The sequence below is a fragment of the Nocardioides halotolerans DSM 19273 genome (assembly GCF_000422805.1).
Lineage (GTDB): Bacteria > Actinomycetota > Actinomycetes > Propionibacteriales > Nocardioidaceae > Nocardioides > Nocardioides halotolerans.
The window spans coordinates 71937-89625 of the sequence record NZ_KE383926.1; the positions used below are offsets into that span (position 1 = coordinate 71937).

16 protein-coding genes are annotated in these 17689 nt (G+C 69.9%); 15 read left to right on the forward strand and 1 reads right to left on the reverse strand.

The window, feature by feature from the left end; all coding sequences use genetic code 11:
* The first annotated feature begins 9 nt into the window (after nucleotides 1-9).
* The 15 genes from G514_RS28375 (at nucleotide 10) to G514_RS0122175 (ending at nucleotide 15998) form a co-directional block, all read left to right on the forward strand.
* Complete coding sequence (locus tag G514_RS28375; RefSeq protein WP_157545132.1) at nucleotides 10-888, forward strand: CoA transferase subunit A; 879 nt, start codon at nucleotides 10-12, stop codon at nucleotides 886-888.
* Complete coding sequence (locus G514_RS29595) at nucleotides 888-1670, forward strand: CoA-transferase (RefSeq protein WP_051248074.1); 783 nt, start codon at nucleotides 888-890, stop codon at nucleotides 1668-1670. Before G514_RS28375 ends, G514_RS29595 begins: the two co-directional genes overlap by 1 nt.
* Nucleotides 1667-2839, forward strand: coding sequence for a CaiB/BaiF CoA transferase family protein (locus tag G514_RS0122115; protein ID WP_028653525.1), 1173 nt, complete (start codon nucleotides 1667-1669; stop codon nucleotides 2837-2839). The genes G514_RS29595 and G514_RS0122115 overlap by 4 nt, the downstream gene beginning before the upstream one ends.
* Nucleotides 2840-4489 carry an AMP-binding protein gene (locus tag G514_RS28385; RefSeq protein WP_051248076.1) on the forward strand — a complete coding sequence of 550 codons (1650 nt, stop codon included), beginning with the start codon at nucleotides 2840-2842 and terminating at the stop codon, nucleotides 4487-4489. It abuts the gene before it with no gap.
* Complete coding sequence (locus tag G514_RS28390) at nucleotides 4486-5622, forward strand: acyl-CoA dehydrogenase family protein (RefSeq protein ID WP_051248078.1); 1137 nt, start codon at nucleotides 4486-4488, stop codon at nucleotides 5620-5622. The genes G514_RS28385 and G514_RS28390 overlap by 4 nt, the downstream gene beginning before the upstream one ends.
* Nucleotides 5619-6506 carry a CoA transferase subunit A gene (locus G514_RS28395; protein ID WP_157545135.1) on the forward strand — a complete coding sequence of 296 codons (888 nt, stop codon included), beginning with the start codon at nucleotides 5619-5621 and terminating at the stop codon, nucleotides 6504-6506. The genes G514_RS28390 and G514_RS28395 overlap by 4 nt, the downstream gene beginning before the upstream one ends.
* Nucleotides 6503-7351: a hypothetical protein gene (locus tag G514_RS29600; protein WP_051248082.1), complete on the forward strand. Its 849-nt coding sequence runs from the start codon at nucleotides 6503-6505 to the stop codon at nucleotides 7349-7351. The genes G514_RS28395 and G514_RS29600 overlap by 4 nt, the downstream gene beginning before the upstream one ends.
* The gene (locus G514_RS0122140) at nucleotides 7333-7749 is read left to right on the forward strand and encodes a Zn-ribbon domain-containing OB-fold protein (RefSeq protein ID WP_084152312.1); all 417 of its coding nucleotides are present in this window, start codon (nucleotides 7333-7335) and stop codon (nucleotides 7747-7749) included. The genes G514_RS29600 and G514_RS0122140 overlap by 19 nt, the downstream gene beginning before the upstream one ends.
* A 14-nt stretch (nucleotides 7750-7763) precedes the next feature.
* The gene (locus G514_RS0122145; RefSeq protein WP_169576543.1) at nucleotides 7764-8912 is read left to right on the forward strand and encodes an acyl-CoA dehydrogenase family protein; all 1149 of its coding nucleotides are present in this window, start codon (nucleotides 7764-7766) and stop codon (nucleotides 8910-8912) included.
* Entirely contained in the window at nucleotides 8909-10849 is a 1941-nt protein-coding gene (locus G514_RS0122150) for an ABC transporter permease (protein ID WP_028653528.1), read from the forward strand. The genes G514_RS0122145 and G514_RS0122150 overlap by 4 nt, the downstream gene beginning before the upstream one ends.
* Before the next feature lie 233 nt (nucleotides 10850-11082).
* On the forward strand, nucleotides 11083-12294 hold the full coding sequence (locus tag G514_RS0122155) for an ABC transporter substrate-binding protein (protein ID WP_028653529.1): 1212 nt from the start codon (nucleotides 11083-11085) through the stop codon (nucleotides 12292-12294).
* A 20-nt stretch (nucleotides 12295-12314) separates the two neighbouring features.
* Complete coding sequence (locus tag G514_RS0122160; RefSeq protein WP_084152315.1) at nucleotides 12315-13124, forward strand: ABC transporter ATP-binding protein; 810 nt, start codon at nucleotides 12315-12317, stop codon at nucleotides 13122-13124.
* The gene (locus G514_RS0122165) at nucleotides 13121-13852 is read left to right on the forward strand and encodes an ABC transporter ATP-binding protein (protein WP_211222209.1); all 732 of its coding nucleotides are present in this window, start codon (nucleotides 13121-13123) and stop codon (nucleotides 13850-13852) included. Before G514_RS0122160 ends, G514_RS0122165 begins: the two co-directional genes overlap by 4 nt.
* Entirely contained in the window at nucleotides 13849-14862 is a 1014-nt protein-coding gene (locus G514_RS29605; RefSeq protein WP_084152316.1) for an LLM class flavin-dependent oxidoreductase, read from the forward strand. The genes G514_RS0122165 and G514_RS29605 overlap by 4 nt, the downstream gene beginning before the upstream one ends.
* Nucleotides 14859-15998, forward strand: coding sequence for a thiolase family protein (locus tag G514_RS0122175; protein ID WP_028653532.1), 1140 nt, complete (start codon nucleotides 14859-14861; stop codon nucleotides 15996-15998). Before G514_RS29605 ends, G514_RS0122175 begins: the two co-directional genes overlap by 4 nt.
* Nucleotides 15999-16005: 7 nt before the next feature.
* Here the strand turns inward: G514_RS0122175 and G514_RS28410 are convergent, their stop codons facing one another.
* Nucleotides 16006-17547 (reverse strand): AMP-binding protein, encoded by a 1542-nt coding sequence (locus G514_RS28410; RefSeq protein ID WP_051248088.1) that lies wholly within the window; start codon nucleotides 17545-17547, stop codon nucleotides 16006-16008.
* Nucleotides 17548-17689 lie beyond the last annotated feature (142 nt).

Genomic DNA, 17689 nt, shown 5'->3' on the forward strand with positions numbered 1-17689 from the left:
CGTACCGTCGTGGTGACCGACGAACCGTCGGCCCTTGCCGGGCTCCAGGACGGGATGACCGTCGCCATCGGAGGCTTCGCCAACTCCGGCCACCCGATGAGCCTCGTGCGCGAGGTCATCCGGCGCCGGCCGAAGGACCTCACCATCGTGGGCGCGGCAACCTCCGGCCTCGAGGTCGACATGCTCATCGCCGCCGGGTGCGTCAAGAAGGTCATCAGCCCCTACGTCGGTGGCGAGACCATCGTCGGGATCGGGCCGGCCTTCCGGCGCTGTGTCGAGAACGGCGAGATCGACGTCTGGGAGATCGACGAGGCCATGTACTACTGCGCGCTCAACGCAGCGGCGCAACGGCTGCCGTTCCTCCCCTGGCGCGCACTGGTCGGCACCTCCTTCCCGGAGGTGAACCCGGACCTCGTCCTCTTCGACGACCCGGTTGCGGGTGAGCCCCTGCTCGCGGTGCCGGCGGTCTCTCCTGACATCGCACTCCTCCACGCCGGCGCGGCCGACCCCTACGGCAACATCCAGCACGTCGGCAGCGGGTTCGGAGACCGGGCCATCGCTCGCGCGTCGGACCACGTGATCGTCTCGGTCGAGAAGGTCATCTCCAACGAAGAGCTTCGCCGCGCCCCCGAGAAGACCTCGATCCCGCTCGTCGATGCGGTCGTGCGGGCGCCGTTCGGTGCTCACCCGTTCTCCAGCGTCGGCTGGTACCTCGAGGACGTCCCGCTGCTCAAGGAGTACGTCGCGGCGGCCGAGGTGTGGCGCGCGCACGACGACCGCTCGGCGGTCGATGCCTTCCTGGACACCTACATCCACCAACCAGAGGACCATATGGACTACCTCCAGCGCATCGGGGCTCGCCGCATCTTCGGGCTGAACGAGTTCTGATGGCCGACTTCACGACCAAGGAGCTGATGGCCTGCATCATGGGCCGCGACCTCGAGGACGGCCTCGGCGTGCCGGTGGGGGCCAATCTGCCGGTACCGCGGGCGGCGGTGCTCATGTCCCACCTCATGCGCGGCCCGAACCAGTTGGTGCTGCTCTCGTGGACCCGGGCGAACCTGGTGGACGTGCCAGAGCTGCGGCCGTTCGAGTTCATCACCGACTGGCGCGCCGCACAGTGGGGCGAGTCCTACTGGGCCCACGACGACGGCTTCCTCAACATGAAGGCTCGCGCGAACTGGATCTTCTTCGTGGGTGGGATCCAGATCGACCAGTACGGCAACTCGAACCTGCTGGGCATCGGCGAGGACTACAAGCGCCTGAAGTTTCGAGGCCCGGGAGGCGTGGGCACGGGCAACATGGCGGCGTTCACCAACCGCTACTACCTCTACAGCCAGACGCACACGCCGCGGATCTTCGTGCCCAAGGTCGACTACGTGACCGCCCTGGGCTGGGGCGAGGGGCCCGGCACCCGGGAGCGGTGGAAGATCCCCGGCGGCGGCCCGCGCTACTGCTACACCCCCTTGTGCGTCATGGACTTCGAGCCCGAGACGAAGCGGATGCGGCTGAAGTCGACGAACCCCGGCGTGTCCGTGGACGAGGTCGTGGCCGCCACCGGTTTCGAGCTGGTGGTGCCCGACGACGTTCCCGAGACGCCCGCCCCGAGCGACGAGGAGCTCGAGGTGCTGAGGACGCGCGTCGACCCGACGGGGGTCCTCAGGTCATGACGCGATCGGGGCCGCTCAGCGGGGTGCGGGTGCTGGACCTGTCGAGGCTGCTGCCCGGCGGTGCCTGCACGCTCGTCCTCGCCGACCTCGGCGCCGACGTGGTCAAGGTCGAGGAGCCCGGACATGGCGACTACATGCGCTGGATCCCGCCGTACTCCGACGAGTTCGGGGCGATGTTCTCCGGCTCCAACCGCAACAAGAGGTCGGTCACGCTCGACCTCAAGCACCCCGACGGGCCCGACGTGCTCCGACGACTGGCCGCCGGCGTCGACGTGGTGGTCGAGAGCTTCCGTCCCGGGGTGGCCGACCGGATCGGCGCCGGCTACGACGAGCTCAGCCGGGACAACCCGAAGCTCGTCTACTGCTCGGTGTCCGGCTACGGCCAGACCGGCCCCTACGTGCGACGCCCCGGTCATGACCTCAACTACCTGGCAGCGTCCGGGCTGCTCTCCATGACCGCTCCGGGAGGCGCACCTGCGGCGCTGGGTCCCCAGGTGGCGGACGTGTGGGGAGGCGGTGTGACGGCCGCGGTCGCCGTGCTGGCGGCACTGGTCGGCCGGGTCGGCACCGGGTGTGGCCGCTACCTCGACGTCTCGATGCTCGACGGCAGCACCTTCGGCCTGGCCAACCACGCCCCCGAGTGGCTGGTCGGCAGGACGGCGTTCGAGCCGGGCCGACAGCTGCTCAGCGGAGGAGTCGGCTCGTACGGCGTGTACGCCGCACGGGACGGGCACGTCACCGTCGGCGACTACGAGGAGAAGTTCTGGGCCCGGACCTGTGAGCTGCTCGGCCGGCCCGACCTGGTCGAGCACCACGTCGACCGTGACGAGGGGGCCGACTGGCTGCGGGAGCAGCTGGCCGGTGAGTTCGCGAAGCGCACCCGCGCGGAGTGGGAAGAGCTGTTCGCCGGCGAGGACACCTGCTTCATGCCGGTGCTCACCGTCGAGGAGGCACTCGACTCCGAGCACTTCGCGGAGCGTGAGCTCGTGGTGGAGGTGCCAATGGACGGTGACCGGACCGAGCGCCAGCTGTCGACTCCGTGGACCCACCTCGGCGCCGGCGACCATCGACGCGCTCCCCGTATCGGCGAGCACACCACGGAGGTGCTGGCCGAGATCGGCCTGTCCCCCGACGAGGTGTCCGAGCTCGTCGACCGGAAGGTGGTCTGAGTGGACGCCCGCGAACCGCTCGTCGGGGCCGAGCGCACGATTCCCGGGTTCCTGGAGCGGCAGGCCAGGCGCAACGGCGACCGTCCGGCGGTGGTGTTCCACGACGAGCAGGTCGGCCACGCGCAGCTGTTCGAGGAGGCCGCCGCGCTCGCTGCCGGGCTCGCGGCGCTCGGTGTCCGCAAGGGTGACCACGTCGCGGTTCTCATGGAGAACTCCGTGGACTTCCTACGGACCTGGTTCGGGATCAACCTGGCCGGCGCGGTCGAGGTGCCGGTCAACACCGAGTACCGCCGCGACGGGCTGGCCTATATCGTCGGCCACTCCGAGGCCAGGGTCGTGGTGGTGGACTCGACGCTTCTACCGCTGCTGGCCGAGGTGCGCGACCAGCTCTCGCTCGTGGAGACCCTGGTCGTGCGCCAGCCCGACGGCACGCTCGATGCGGACCAGGTCGACTTCTCCGCGGTAGCCGCGACGCCGGTCGACCTCGCGTCGCTGCCCGCCGTGACGCCCGGCGACCTCGCTGCCGTCATGTACACCTCAGGCACCACCGGGCCACCCAAGGGCGTGATGCTTCCCCACGGCTGCCCCATCGCCTGGGCAGAGGACACCACGCGCTACCTCGCGTTCCGGCCGGGCGAGACCCACTACTGCTGCTACCCGCTGTTCCACACCCTGGCCCAGTACTTCGCCACCATGCCGGCCTTGCTGAACGACGGCACTCTGGCGCTGGCGGAGCGGTTCAGCGTCTCGCGGTTCTGGGACGACGTGCGGCGGGTGGGGGCCACGACCTCCAACATGATGGGCTCGACGATCAGCCTGCTCCACGCCGCGGCGGCGAAGCCGGACGACCTCGACAACCCCCTGCGTCGCGCCTTCGGGGCGCCGGCACCGCCATCGATCCTTCCCGACTTCGAGCGCCGGTTCGGCCTGCAGTTCGTCGAGATCTACGGATCCAGCGAGGCGAACGTCGTGCTGTGGAACCCGCTCGACGACGTGCGTGTGGGCACGTGCGGAACCCTCGGCGACCAGTTCGACGTGCTGCTGGTCGACCAGGACGACATCGAGGTCGAGGTCGGCGAGGTCGGCGAGATCGCGACCCGCCCGCACCGGCCGTTCTCCATGCTCGCCGGCTACTACAAGATGCCGGAGGCCACGACGTCCGCCTTCCGCAACCTGTGGTTCCACACCGGCGACCTCGGACGACGCGACGAGGACGGCTACCACACCTTCGTCGACCGCAAGAAGGACGCGATCCGGCGGCGGGGAGAGAACATCTCCTCCTGGGAGATCGAGACGGTGGTGGTCCGACACCCGTCGGTGGCGGAGTGCGCGGCCTTCGGTGTGCCGTCGGCCCTGTCCGAGGAGGACGTCATGGTGGTGGTCACCCCGGTGGAGGGGACGTTGCTCGACCTGGAGGAGCTCGCCGGCTTTTGTGCCGAGCAGATGCCGCGCTACATGGTGCCGCGCTACTGGAACCTGGCCGACACGCTGCCCCGCACCCAGACGGGCAAGATCGAGAAGTTCCGGCTCCGCGCGAGGGGTGTCGAACCCGGCACGTGGGACCGCGAGGCCGGCGCGGTCCGATCGGCTCCCGCGCATCCCGAGCCGACCGCACGCGCGGCCGGAGAACAGGACGGGGCCCTCCGATGAGGTTCGTCGCCGACGAGCGCGAGACGGCGCTCCGGGAGGAGTTCCGTGCCTTCTTCGCCGCGCACTGCACGGAGGACTACGTCGCGGCCTGCGACGAGGGCGAGCGGTTTCCCGCCGAGCTGTACCGGGCGGCGGGGGAGCACGGGGTGCTGGCCACCTTCGTCCCGCGTGAGTACGGCGGCCGGGGCGAGGACGCCGTCGGCCTGGCGATCCTCTTCCAGGAGGCAGGGCGGGCGTTCCCCGACTTCGCCAACCTCGTGGTGCGCGAGTCGCTCTGCGTGACCGCCCTGGTCAAGTACGCCTCTGAGGAGCAGAAGCAGCGTTGGCTGCCGAGGTTCGCGAGCGGTGCGCTGCACATGGCGTTCGGCGCCTCGGAGCCCGGCGCGGGGAGCGACGTCGGATCCCTTGCCACGGTCGCCACCCCAGACGGCGACGACTTCCGCGTGACCGGCGAGAAGCTCTACGCCACAGGGGCGGACGTCGCGGACGCCGTGCTGGTCTTCGCCCGGCTCCCTGGCACTCGCAAACGTGACGGGGTCACCGCCCTCGTCGTGCCCACCGACGCCCCAGGCCTGACCGTGGACCGCCTGTCCACGCTCGGGGTGCGCGCGACCGGCACCGCGGCCGTCCACCTCGACGGCGTCCGGGTGCCGGCCGCGGACGTGGTCGGCGGCGCCGGTGACGGGTGGAAGGTGCTGCTGGCAGGGCTCGATCTCGAACGGATGGCCACCGCCGCCATCGGCACCGGCGCCTCGCGCCTCCTCCTCGAGCGAACCGTGGAGTTCCTCAAGGGACGCGAGCAGTTCGGCCAGCCGCTCGGGCGGTTCCAAGCGGTGCGCCACAGGGTGGCCGACCTCGCCATGTCGATCGACGCTGCCGAGCTGTCCACCATGCTGGTGGCGCGCGGCATGGTCGAGGGTGTCTCTGTCCAGGTCGACGCGTCGATCGCGAAGCTCACCGGCACCGAGACCTACATGACGGTCGCCCACCAGGCCGTGCAGCTGCAGGGCGGGCGGGGCTACACCCTCGACAAGGTCGTCCAGCGGCACTTCCGCGACGCCAAGATGTACGAGATCGGCGGCGGGGCCAGCGACATCCAGCGGGACATCATCGCGAAGGGGCTCGGCCTGTGACCGCACGTCGTTCGGTGCTCGCCTCGGTCTCCGAGGCCGTCGACAGGATCGACTCGGGCATGGCGCTCGGCATCGGTGGGCTCGGCACGTCGAGCCACCCGATGTCGCTCATCCGGGAGATCGTCCGTCGCGGTCTCCGCGACCTCGACGTTGTCGCCGGTCCGATGGCCGCGCTCGACGTCGACCTGCTGATCGCTGCCGGCTGCGTCCGCTCGGTCACGAGCAGCTACGTGGGGGGCGAGCGAGTCGCGCCGATCGGTCCGGCGTACCGCCGGGCGGTGCAGGCCGGGTACATCGAGGTGCGAGAGGTCGACGAGGGCATCTTCTGCCAGGGGCTGCGCGCCGCCGCCCAGCTTCTTCCCTACGCCACGTGGCGTGGCGGAGTGGGCACGGCGCTCGTCGACCTGAACCCCGGCCTGACCGTGGTCGACGACCCCTACGGCGGGCCCCCGGTGCTGGCGGTCCGCGCGACGCCGCTCGACGTCACGATCCTCCACGCCGCCTACGCCGACCCGTACGGCAACATCCAGCACGTCGGCACCGGCTTCGACGACCGTCTGCTGGCGGCAGCGGCCGACGTCACCGTGGTCTCGGTCGAGCAGGTGATCAGCAACGAGGCGGTGCGCCGCGCGCCGTGGTTCACGACCCTGCCGGACGCGGACGTCGTGGTGCGCAGCCCTGGCGGAGCACACCCCTACGCCAGTCCGGGCTTCTACGTGGAGGACGTCCCGGCGATCCAGGACTACGCCGCCGCGGCGAGGGCCGGTGGCGAAGAGCTGGAGGGGTGGCTCCGGGAGAACGTGCACGAGTGCGGCGACGAGCTCGACTACCTCGACCGCCTGGGGCTCCGCCGCTTCTTCGACCTCCAGGAGAGTCCGCTGTGACGATCACGACTGACGACTCACGCCGAGTCGGCCAGGACGAGTGCAGCTACGACGAGTTCCTCGCCTGCCTGGTCTCCCGGGAGATCGAGGACGGCGGTGCGGCGTTCGTGGGCGCCGCACTGCCCGCGATCCGCGCCGGGACGCTGCTCGGCCACCTGCTGCACGGTCCGAACACCCGCATGCTGATCTCGATGACGACCACCAACCTCCACCACATCCCGGTGATCGACCGATTCTCCTTCGTCACCGACTGGCGTGGGTCGCGATGGGCAGAGCACTACCGGATCGTCGAGGACATCTTCGGGAACATGCGCAAGATCGCAGGCTGGCGCGGGTTCTTCGTGGGCGCGCTCCAGGTCGACCCGTACGGCAACAGCAACCTGCTGGGTCGCAGGGACGAGGACGGCGGGTTCGCCTTCCGGGGGGCGGGCTCGGTGGGCACCCCGTCGGTGACCGCCGTCGCAGCGTCGTTCAACATCCTGGTGAACCGCCACGACCCGTCGGTGTTCGTCGAGGAGTGCGACTTCGTCAGTGCGCCCGGCTGGATCGACGGGACGCCGGGCGCGCGCGACCGCCTGGGGCTGCGCGGTGGGCCGGCCAGCTGCCTCAGCCCTCTCGGCGTGTTCGACTTCGAGCCGGAGACCCGGAGGATGCGAGGCAAGACCCTGCACCCCGGTGTCACTCCGGACCACGTCCGCGCGGCGACGGGATTCGACATCGACGTCCCGGCCGACACCCCGACGACGCTGCTCCCGTCCGAGCTCGAGCTCGAGACGCTTCGGACCAGGATCGACCGACTCGGTGAGCTCAGGAAGGAAGGTGCGTCGTGGCCGACCTCGACGTGAACGTCAAGCCACTCCCCACGCCGTCGAAGGACTCGGCGCCGTACTGGGAGGGCCTGCAGGAGCACAGGCTCCTCATGCAGCGCTGCTCCAGCTGCCACGAGCTGCAGTTCTATCCGCGCAGCGGTTGCCGGAGCTGCGGGAGCACCGAGCTCGCGTGGGAGGAGATGGCCGGCACGGGCCACGTGTACACCTACACCGTGATCCACCGAGCGCCGTTCGCTGCCTTCGCCAACGACGTGCCGTACGTCTACGCCGTGGTCGAGCTCGACGAGGGCCCGCGCCTGGTGTCGACGGTGGAGACCGACGAGCTCGACTCCGTCGACGTCGACATGCCGGTCCGCGCGGTGTACGACGACGTGAACGACGACGTGACCCTGCTCCGCTTCGAGCCGGCCTGACGAGGAAGTGGACAGTGACTGAGCCATACGCCCCATCACCAGAGCTGGAGGACTTCCGGCGGCTCGCTCGTGACTTCACCGAGCGTCGGGTCCGGCCCCTGGTGGATGAGGCGGAGCGCTCCCAGGACTTTCCCCGCGAGCTGTTCAAGGAGTGGGGGAGCCAGGACATGCTCGGCTTCTCGACTCCGGTCGACCTCGGCGGATCGGAGGGCGGCCTCTCGGCGGCCGCGGTCCTGGTCGAGGAGACGGCGCGCGTCTGCTCGGGCTTCGCGACCTCGCTCATCGTCCAGCTCACCGTCGTCCCGACCGTCCTCCGGTTGTTCGGTACCGACATGCAGCGCTCGGAACTGCTGCCCGCGCTCGCTCGTGGTGACCTCGTCGGCTCGCTCGCGGTGACCGAGCCGGAGGCCGGGTCCGATGTCCGGGCGCTGCGTGCCCGGGCGCGCAGGGTCGAGGACGGCTTCGCCATCAGCGGCAGCAAGCTCTACATCACCAACGGCACCCTGGCCGACTTCTACGTCGTCGCCGCCGTGGTCGACGCTGACCTGGGCCATCGCGGCATCGGCCTCTTCATCGTCGAGAGGTCCAACCCCGGCCTGGTCGACGTCACCAAGATGGACAAGACGTCGGTCCGGTCCTCGGACACCGCCGAGCTGACCTTCCGCGACGCCGTCGTGCCCGCGGAGGCCCTGGTGGGCGGGGACCTCAACGGGTTCGTCAAGCTGATGTCGACCTTCGACGGGGAGCGGGTCATCCACGCCTCGCGGGCGTTGGGGCTCTCGCGGGCCTGCTTCGAGGCGGCGAACCGTTACGCCGGCGAACGACGCCAGTTCGGCAAGCCGATCCGGGAGTTCCAGGCCGTCGCCTTCAAGCTCGCCGACATGGCAGTCGCCATCGACGTCTCGCAGCTGCTCGTCTACCGAGCGGCGGCCCGCGCCGACGCTGCCCTGCCGTTCAGCCGCGAGGCCTCCGTCGCCAAGCTCGTCGCCACCGAGAACGCGCGCAACATCGCCACGGAGACCATGCAGGTCCACGGCAGCTACGGGCTCACCGCCGATTTCCCCATCGGCCGATACGTCGCCGACGCCCACCTGGAGACCATCGGGACCGGGACGTCGGAGATCCAGCGAATGATCATCGCCCGCACCCTGGAGGCCCCGTGAGCAGCATCATCCTCAACTCGATCATCAGCGGTGCGCTCTACACGATCACCGCACTCGGGCTGGTGGCGGTCTACAAGACCACCCGTGTCTTCAACTTCGCCCATGGGCTCATCTCCGGCTTCTGCGGCTACTTCGCCTACCAGGTGATCGTGCGATGGGAGCAGTCCTTCGTCATCGGCGTGATCGCCGCCGTCCTCATCGGTGCCGCGATCGGGTGGTCGATGGAGCGCCTCCTGCTTTCGAGGATGTACCAACGGTCTGCGCTCGAGCTGGTGATCGCGACATTCGGCGTCTCGCTGGTCCTGCAGTTCGCGATCGTCAAGATCTGGGGCACCGAGGAGCGCACCATCCCACCGCCGTTCGAGGGCGACACCGTGAGCATCCTCGGCGGTACGGTCCCGACGTACGGCGTTGCCGTGGTTGTCGTGAGCGCCGCGGTGGTCGCCGCGCTGTCCCTGGTGCTGCTCCGGACCAAGCTCGGTCTCCAGGCGCGAGTCACCTTCGAGGATCCCGTCGCCGCGCGGCTCGTCGGGGTCAACGTCGTGGCCGTGCGGTCGCTGTCCTGGGCCTTGGGTGGTGCCCTGGCTGGACTGGCCGGCTCGCTCCTGGCCCCATTGATCTTCCTGAGTCCCACGAGCATGAACATCATCCTGATCACGGCGTTCGCCGCAGCGGTGATCGGTGGCTTCAGCTCGTTCTCCGGTGCGGCGGTCGGCGGTCTCATCGTTGCAAGCACGCTCAACTTCGGCGCGAGCTACGTCTCGCTGCAGTTTCGGAACCTGATCCTGTACGCCGTCATACTCGGCTTCCTGTGGCTGCGCCCGTACGGCCTCCTCGGCGAGGAAGAGGACCACGAGGTCGGATCCGGTGAGGGCGAACGCCAAGGCCGGCTGGCGGCGGCCTGGGCGGCTCTGCAGCGTCGGGGCGGCCGCGGCGTCGACCTCGTTCGCGCCCGGGCGCTGCGCGGACACGCGCCGCAGTGGGTGCTCATCGCGGCAGGCTTCGTCGTGGTCCTCCTGGCACCGCAGCTGGCAGGAGTCGCCTGGCAGCTGTCGCTGACGCAGTGGATGGTCACCTTCGTTGCGGTCGCCGGCCTCTCCCTGATCATGTGCTACGCACACCAGTTCTCCTTGGCGCAGAACGCCTTCATGGGCTTCGGCGCCTACCTGACGGCGTGGGTCGTCGCCGACGACCCCGGACGGTGGCCGCTTGCGCTGGTCGTGGTCCTGCTCGGCTCCGCCGCGCTCGCATTCGTCATGGCGATCCCGAGTGCGCGGCTGCGCGGCGCCTACTTCGCCGCCATGACTCTCGCGCTCGGGCTCGCGCTGCCCGAGGCGGCGTACAACTGGACGAGCCTGACCGAGGGCGCGAACGGCAAGCTGGTCAGCACGCCGACGTGGGGCGAGGAGTTCCTGACCTTCGACCAGATGTACTACATGTGCGCGGTCGTCGCGCTCATCGTCCTCGTCGCCTTGGTGCTCTTCCGAAACTCCCGGTGGGGCCGGCGCATGGTGCTGGTGAGCGACGCCCCACGGGCGGCGGCTACCGTCGGACTGTCGCCCTACTGGTGGCAGGTCGGAATCATCACCGCTGGATGCGCCCTCGGTGGACTGGCCGGTTCACTGAGCGCGCTGCAGGCAGGTATCGCCACGCCGACCTCGTTCACGCTCGAGCTCGCCCTGCTCCTGTTCGTCGGCACGGTGGTGAGCGGGTCGACGATCGGCTCGCTGTGGGGGTCTGCGCTGATCGTGCTCGTCCCTGTGTTCTTCAAGACCCAAGCCGAGCTCTCGACCGCACTGTTCGGGGTGGCGATGATCGCTGCGCTCTTCCTCTTGCCCAAGGACATGTCGACCTTGGACGTGTTGCGGCGACGGCGCACACCGCCGTCAATGCGAACGGCCGAGCCTCCGCGCTCGGAGGTGCCAGCCCCGGCCTGACTCCACGACCCGCCTTCTCGACGACCGTTGCGTCGTCGGCCACGGGTGCCGGAAAGCCCACAGTTGAGCGGGATCCGGCACCCCGGGAGTCTGCGTGCCTGCGCGCGCCCGGCGGTCTGAGAGGTCACCAAAAGCAAACGCTTGCAACTTCTTCTCATTGGAGCGAGCGTTCGATACAGTCTCGGAAATCCCGTCAAGGAGGGTCTGAAATGGAACGGTTGAAGCGGTCTCGGTTGAGGGCTGTAGCCGTCGTTGCGCTTGCTGCGATCGGCCTGGTCGCCTGCGGCGACGATGGTGGCGGCGGAGGCGGCTCGGCCGGGGGAAGCGCCGCTCCTGGCGTCGACACCAAGAGCAAGACGGTCACGGTCGGCGCATGGCGACTGGCCTCGGGACCGTTCGCCTCCCAGAACCAGACGTCGCAGGCGGTCGAGGCCTGCCTGAAGGCGTCCAACGACGCCGGTGGCGTCAACGGCTGGAAGTTCGAGTTCAAGGCGAACGACACCGCGGGCGACCCGACGCGCGCCCTGCAGGAGACGCGCTCGCTGGTCGAGGGCAAGTCGGTGTTCGCGCTGCTCTGGGGACCCGGCTCGCCGTCCAACCAGGCGGTCCTGCCCTACGTAGAGAAGAGCGGGACGCCGTACCACCCCGGGATGTCGGGCGATCCGTTCGTCGGGCACTTCTACGACAACATCTACCCGACCATCCCGCCGTACAGCTACCAGGCCATGTTCCTCGCGAAGTACGCCGTGGAGACGCTCGGTGCAGAGCGGATCGGGCTCCTCTACCAGAACGACGACGTCGGCCAGTCCAGCCACGATGCGATGAAGGACTACGTCGAGAGCCTCGGGGCCGAGCTGGTCGCGGACGTGCCGCAGACGGGCACCGACACCGACTACACGCCGATGGGCAACAAGCTGGCCGAGGCGAACCCCGACGCCGTCATCGCCTGGGGCTACCCGACCGCGCTGGTGAAGGGGAAGGCTGCCACCATGGCGGCAGGCGTCGACGTCCCGTGGTTGGGTGCGTACTTCAACGCCTCTGACGACGTCATGAAGCTCGACCCTGCGACCCTCGACGGGACGTACTTCAACTACTACCTGGAGCCGTTCTTCGCCGACACCCCGGAGATCAAGGCCTACCAGGATGCGCTGAAGAAGTACTTCCCGGACGTGGCCCCGAGCGGTCTCCCGCTGAACGGCTACGCCGCCTGCCAGGTGTTCCTCGCCGGCTTCGAGAAGATGACGGAGGACGGCGACGCACCGACGCAGGACGCCTACATGAAGGCGCTCGACAGCCTTGGCTCCACCCAGGTCGGCGTGATCCCCCAGCTGGAGTACACCGACAAGGCCCACAACGGTCCGACCCAGTCGTACGTGATCCAGTGGAAGGACGGCGCTTGGAGCGTCGTCCAGGACGCGGCCGACATGCCGACCGGCGCCAGCTGACACGCACCGGAAACCGACCAATGACCGCCAAGACGGCCGAGGACCAGGACAAGGCAGCAGTGATGACGCAGGAAGATGGTGTCGTGCAGCCCTCCAGGACCTCGGCCGTCGAGGCGCTCAGCGTCTCGGTCCAGTTCGGGGGCGTGCGCGCGCTCGACGACGTGAGCCTCCGCGTCGCCGAGGGCGAGATCCACGGGCTGATCGGGCCCAACGGCGCGGGCAAGTCGACCTTGGTCAACGTGGTGGCCGGGGAGCAGCGACCCACCTCCGGGCGGGTTCTGCTGGCTGGCGAGGACGTGACCGGGTCGCGGCCACAGCACATTGCGCGACGTGGACTGGCGCGGACCTTCCAGCACCCCCAACTGGCCGGTCGGCTGACCGTGGGCGAGAACCTCGACATGTCACGGCGGTTCGCTCGCTCGCGGGCCAGCACCGGAGCCACGCCCCACGAGCAGTGGGCTGCGGGGGTGCTGGCCGAGATGGAGCTGGAGACCTGGCTGGACGTGCTCTGCAGCCAAGCGCCTTACCCCGTGCTCAAGGTGGCCGACACCGTCCGTGCCCTGCTCACCCGTCCGAAGGTCCTGCTCTCAGATGAGCCGGCAGCAGGCCTGCCGGCCGACGACCGGGCGAAGCTGGTCGACGTGCTCCGTTCGGCACAGTCCGAGCTGGACACGACCATCGTGCTCATCGAGCACGACGTGCCGCTGGTCTTCAGCGTCTGCAGCAGGATCACCGTCCTCGACTCCGGCAAAGTGGTCACGAGCGGGGCGTCCGGCGAGGTGCAGAAGCATCCTGAGGTCATCAAGGCCTACCTGGGGGTGGAGACGTGACCGCTGCTCTGGAGATCGACGACCTGGTCGCCGGCTATGTCGTCGAGCCCGTTCTGGCCGGGGTGAGCTTCGAGGTGCAGCCGGCCGAGGTCGTCTGCGTGCTCGGGCCGAACGGCGCCGGCAAGACCACACTCTTCAAGTCCATCTGTGGCCTTCTCGAGACCCGCAGCGGGGCGGTGCGCCTCGCCGGCGACGACGTGACCAGGCTCCGCACCGAGCGGCGGGCGCGCCGCGGGCTCGTTCTGGCGCCAGAGGGTCGCCGGCTCTTCCCCGGACTGACAGTGGAGGAGAACCTCACCGCTGGTGGGTTCACCGGGCGTGACAGTCACAGCGTCGAGGCCGTGCTCACTCTCTTCCCTCGGCTCGCCGAGCGGCTGAGCTCCGCGGCCGGGAAGCTCTCCGGCGGCGAGCAGCAGATGCTGGCCGTGGGTCGCGCACTGCGCAGCGGGCCGCGCGTACTGCTGATCGACGAGCCATCCCTCGGCCTCGCGCCGATGATGGTAAGGGCGGTCTTCGACGTCTTCCGTGACCTCGCCGCCGAGGGTCAGGCGATCGTCGTGGCCGAGCAGAACGTGGCTGAGGCGACCCGGGTCGCGGATCGGTGCCTCGTGCTGTCGGAGGGCCGGATCGCCTTCTCGGCACCCACCCGGACGCCGGAAGAGCGAGCCCACGTCCAAGCGGCCTACGCCGAGCTGCTCGCCATCGGGGACGTCGAGAGGGCCGGATGACGTTCGCGCTCGGTCTTGCCCTTCCCCTGACGTCCGGGGCCCCTACCGTGTCGGCACTGCTCGAGGAGCTGGTAGAGGAGGTGGAGGCCGCCGAGGCCGCCGGCTTCGACCTCGCCTTCGTCCCTGAGCACCACCAAGGTCCCCGCGTCGGCTACTGCGCACCGCTGGTGGTCGCGGCCCATCTACTGGCCCGCACCTCGCGGATCCGGGTGGCCACCGGCGTGCTGGTGCTGCCTGCGCATCATCCGCTGCACGTCGCCGAGACCGCGACGATGCTCGACCACCTCTCGGATGGTCGTTTCGTGCTTGGGGTCGGAGCCGGCTATCAGCCTGCCGACCTCGCGCCGTTCGGCGTCGATCTCGCAGAGCGTGGCCCGGTGATGGAGGAGTGGCTCGAAGTCCTCCGCCAGCTCTTCAACGAGCCTGACGTCAACCACCACGGCGGGCGTCTCGATCTCGACGGGGTACGCCTGCGGCCGCCACCCCGGACGCCCGGCGGACCTCCGGTCTGGCTGGGCAGCTGGTCCGGGGCCGGTGTGCGACGCGCGGCCCGCTGGGCCGGCGGCTGGGTCGCCGATCCCATCCGGACGGTGACCGAGGTAGCAGGCATGGCGGATGCGTACCGCGCGGCGGTTGAGGAGCTCGGCACGACGGCCGGCCCTGTGGTGGTGATGCGCGAGGCCTGGGTCGACAACGACGACGACCGTGCCCACGGCGCGTTCGCGGACCTCGTGACCCCGGTCTTCGGCTACTACCGCAAGCGGGGTGCGTTCACCGAGGACGTCGACAGCTACGAGGAGCTCGCGGCTGACCGCTTCGTCGTAGGCTCACCAGAGACGGTCGCGGACACGGTCGTCGACGTCGCCGCGCGGACCGGCGGAGATGCGGTCGTCCTCCACCTGCGGCACCCGGGCGGGCCGACCCACGAGGTCGCGCTAGAGCGGATCGCCGCGGTCGGCAAGGCGGTGGCCGCGCGGCGGGCGAACGCACGACAGGCGGGCGCGTCGTGACCGCCGTCCTTCTCGGAGGTTGCCGTACGCCGATCGGCCGCCGCGACGGCGTCCTGGCCGCGCACCACCCGGCCGATCTCTTGGGCGCGGTCCTCGTGGAGGCTGTGGCGCGAGCCGGCGTCGACCCGGCTGAGCTCGACCAGGTGCTGGCCGGATGCGTGACGCAGGCGGGCGAGCAGGGCTACAACATCGCGCGGACCGCGAGCCTCGCCGCGGGGCTCCCGGCCGAGCTGCCGGGGAGCACGATCGACGCCCAGTGCGGATCCAGCCAGCAGGCTCTCAACCTCGCGGCCGCGCTCGTCGAAGCCGGCGCCGCCCGCGCCGTCCTGGTGGGTGGTGTGGAGTCCATGAGTCGCGTGCCGCTGGGCAGCGCTTCGAAGCAGGGTCCGGGCGACCCGCTCAGCGAGAGCTACCGCGAGCGCTGGGAGGTGGTCCACCAGGGAGAGTCCGCCGAGCGGATCGCCGACCAGTGGTCGATCACGCGCGAGGAGTGCGACGGCTTCGCGCTGCTTTCGCAGCAGCGTGCTGCCCGCGCGCGGGACGAGGGACGGTTCGACCGCGAGCTGATGGTGCTGCCCGGAGTCGACGGGAGCGCCGTCACCGCCGACGAAGGCATCCGCGCGTCGACGGCCGAGGGCCTTGCCGGTCTGCGCGCGGCCTTCCGCGAGGGCGGTCGTCTGACGGCAGGCAGCTCCTCCCAGATCTCCGACGGCGCGGCCGCGGTGGTCGTGGCTGACGAGGAGTGGGCTCGCGCGCGGGGGTTGCTGCCCCGGGCCCGGGTAGCCGCCCAGGCGCTGGTCGCCGTCGACCCGGTCATCAAGCTCACCGGCCCCATCCCGGCCACTCAGAGGATCCTTGAGCGCAGCGGCCGTGCCAGGTCCGACCTCGACCTCGTCGAGGTCAACGAGGCGTTCGCGAGCGTCGTCCTGGCGTGGTCGCGCGAGTTCCCGGGCATGGAGGACCGGCTCAACGTGAACGGCGGCGCCATCGCGCTGGGGCACCCGGTCGGCGCCACAGGGGTGCGGCTGGCCGTCACCGTGCTCTCCGAGCTGGAGCGCACGGACCGGACCACTGGGCTGGTCACGATGTGCTGCGGCGGCGGGCTCGGCACCGCGACGCTGCTCGAGCGCTGCTGACGCAGGCTCAGCCGCTCGCGTCGGCGGTGTCGCCGGTGACCGCCTCGGCTCGCAGGCGGTACTTCTCGACCTTCTGCGTCGGCGTCTTGGGCAGCGCGTCCACGAACCGGACGTAGCGCGGCACCGCGAACGATGGGAGGACCGCGCGGCAGTGGGTCCACAGCCCCGCGGCGGTCAGGCCTGGACGGGAGACCACGGCGACCATCACGTCGTCCTCGCCCAGCTCGCTCGGGACCGGGTACGCAGCGACCTCGAGGATGTCGTCGTGCTGCAGCAGGGCCGCCTCGACCTCGAGGGAGCTGATGTTCTCGCCGCGGCGCCGGATCGCATCCTTGTTGCGGTCGACGAAGTAGAGGTAGCCGTCCTGGTCCAGCCGGCCGAGGTCTCCGGTGTGCAGCCAGAGGTTGCGCCAGCTGGACAGCGTCTGCTCCGGCATGTCGTGGTAGCCGGACATGGTGACGGAGGGCGCCGTGGGCCGGACAACGATCTCCCCCACCTCACCGGGCGGCAGGGGATGGTCGGCCGGATCATGGATCTCGAGCTGGTAGAGGTCGACCGGCTTGCCGCAGGTCCCGGGTCGCGGTGCGTCGTACGGCATGTAGGTCATCTGCCCCGCTTCGGTCATCCCGAACCCGTTGATCAGCCGCACGCCGAAGCGGCGCTCGAAGGCGGCTTCGATCGAGGCGGGGACGGCCACGGCGAACGCGAAACGTACCCGGTGGTCTCGGTCCCGGGCGTCGGGCGCCTGCTTGAACAGCATGCTCGTCATGGCTGCGATGGCTCCGAAGCCAGTGACGGCGTGGTCGCGGCAGTCGGTCCAGAAGCGCGACACCGAGAACCGCGGCACCACGACGACCTGGCCGCCCGCCAGCAGGGGCCCCATCGTCCCGGAGAGCTGCGCCATCCCGTGGAAAAGCGGTAGGCACGTGTAGTAGACGTCGTCGCGCGTCAGTCGCATCGCGCGACCGTTCGTCCGCGCCATCTGCAGGTAGTAACGGTGCGGGATCACCACGCCCTTGGATCGGCCGGTGGTGCCGGACGTGTAGACGATCGCCGCGGGATCGCCGCCTGCTCCGTGGCGAGCAGTGGGTTCTCCGGCAAGCTCGGTGAGCATCGGGTGACCAGGTGCATCGGCCGGCCCACCGCGCACGACGACGGTCCGCAGGTCGGGCAGCTCGGCACGAACCGCATCCACGCGATCGAGGTACTGGTGCTCGGTCACGACGGTCGTGGCGCCCGATTGTCCGAGGACGTAGGACAGTGACGCTCCGTGGAAGGCGGTGTTGACGGGGACCATCACGGCGCCGAGGTGCACGGTGCCGAACCACGTGGCTACGAAGTCCGCGTGGTTGTCGAGCAGCAGCGCGACGCGGTCGCCCGGGGCGACGCCAAGGCTCTCCAGGCCGCCAGCGATCCGGCGGCACTCCGCCCACAGCTCCTCGTAGCTCCACGTCCGCTCCGGAGTCCGCAGGAAGGTGCGGGCAGGGTCTTCCTCGAGCCAGTGGAGGAGCGGGTCGACCAGTCGTGTTCCCAGTTCGTCGACTGCCATGAACTGATTGTAGCGAGCGCTCTATCCGTGGGCTAGGATGCGGATCGAGCGAGAGCGGACGCGGTGTCCGCATACGGAATCGGGCGCTGGGAGCGCTCGATCAGGGGAGGTGGCCGTGCTGGACGACCTGGAGTCAGGGGAC

Bases quoted from the DNA above. Each gene is read 5' to 3' on its own strand.
- G514_RS29595 (WP_051248074.1), top strand. From the start codon at position 888: ATGGCCGACTTCACGACCAAGGAGCTGATGGCCTGCATCATGGGCCGC.
- G514_RS0122115 (WP_028653525.1), top strand. From the start codon at position 1,667: ATGACGCGATCGGGGCCGCTCAGCGGGGTGCGGGTGCTGGACCTGTCG.
- G514_RS28390 (WP_051248078.1), top strand. From the start codon at position 4,486: ATGAGGTTCGTCGCCGACGAGCGCGAGACGGCGCTCCGGGAGGAGTTC.
- G514_RS0122160 (WP_084152315.1), top strand. From the start codon at position 12,315: ATGACCGCCAAGACGGCCGAGGACCAGGACAAGGCAGCAGTGATGACG.
- G514_RS29605 (WP_084152316.1), top strand. From the start codon at position 13,849: ATGACGTTCGCGCTCGGTCTTGCCCTTCCCCTGACGTCCGGGGCCCCT.
- G514_RS28410 (WP_051248088.1), bottom strand. From the start codon at position 17,547: ATGGCAGTCGACGAACTGGGAACACGACTGGTCGACCCGCTCCTCCAC.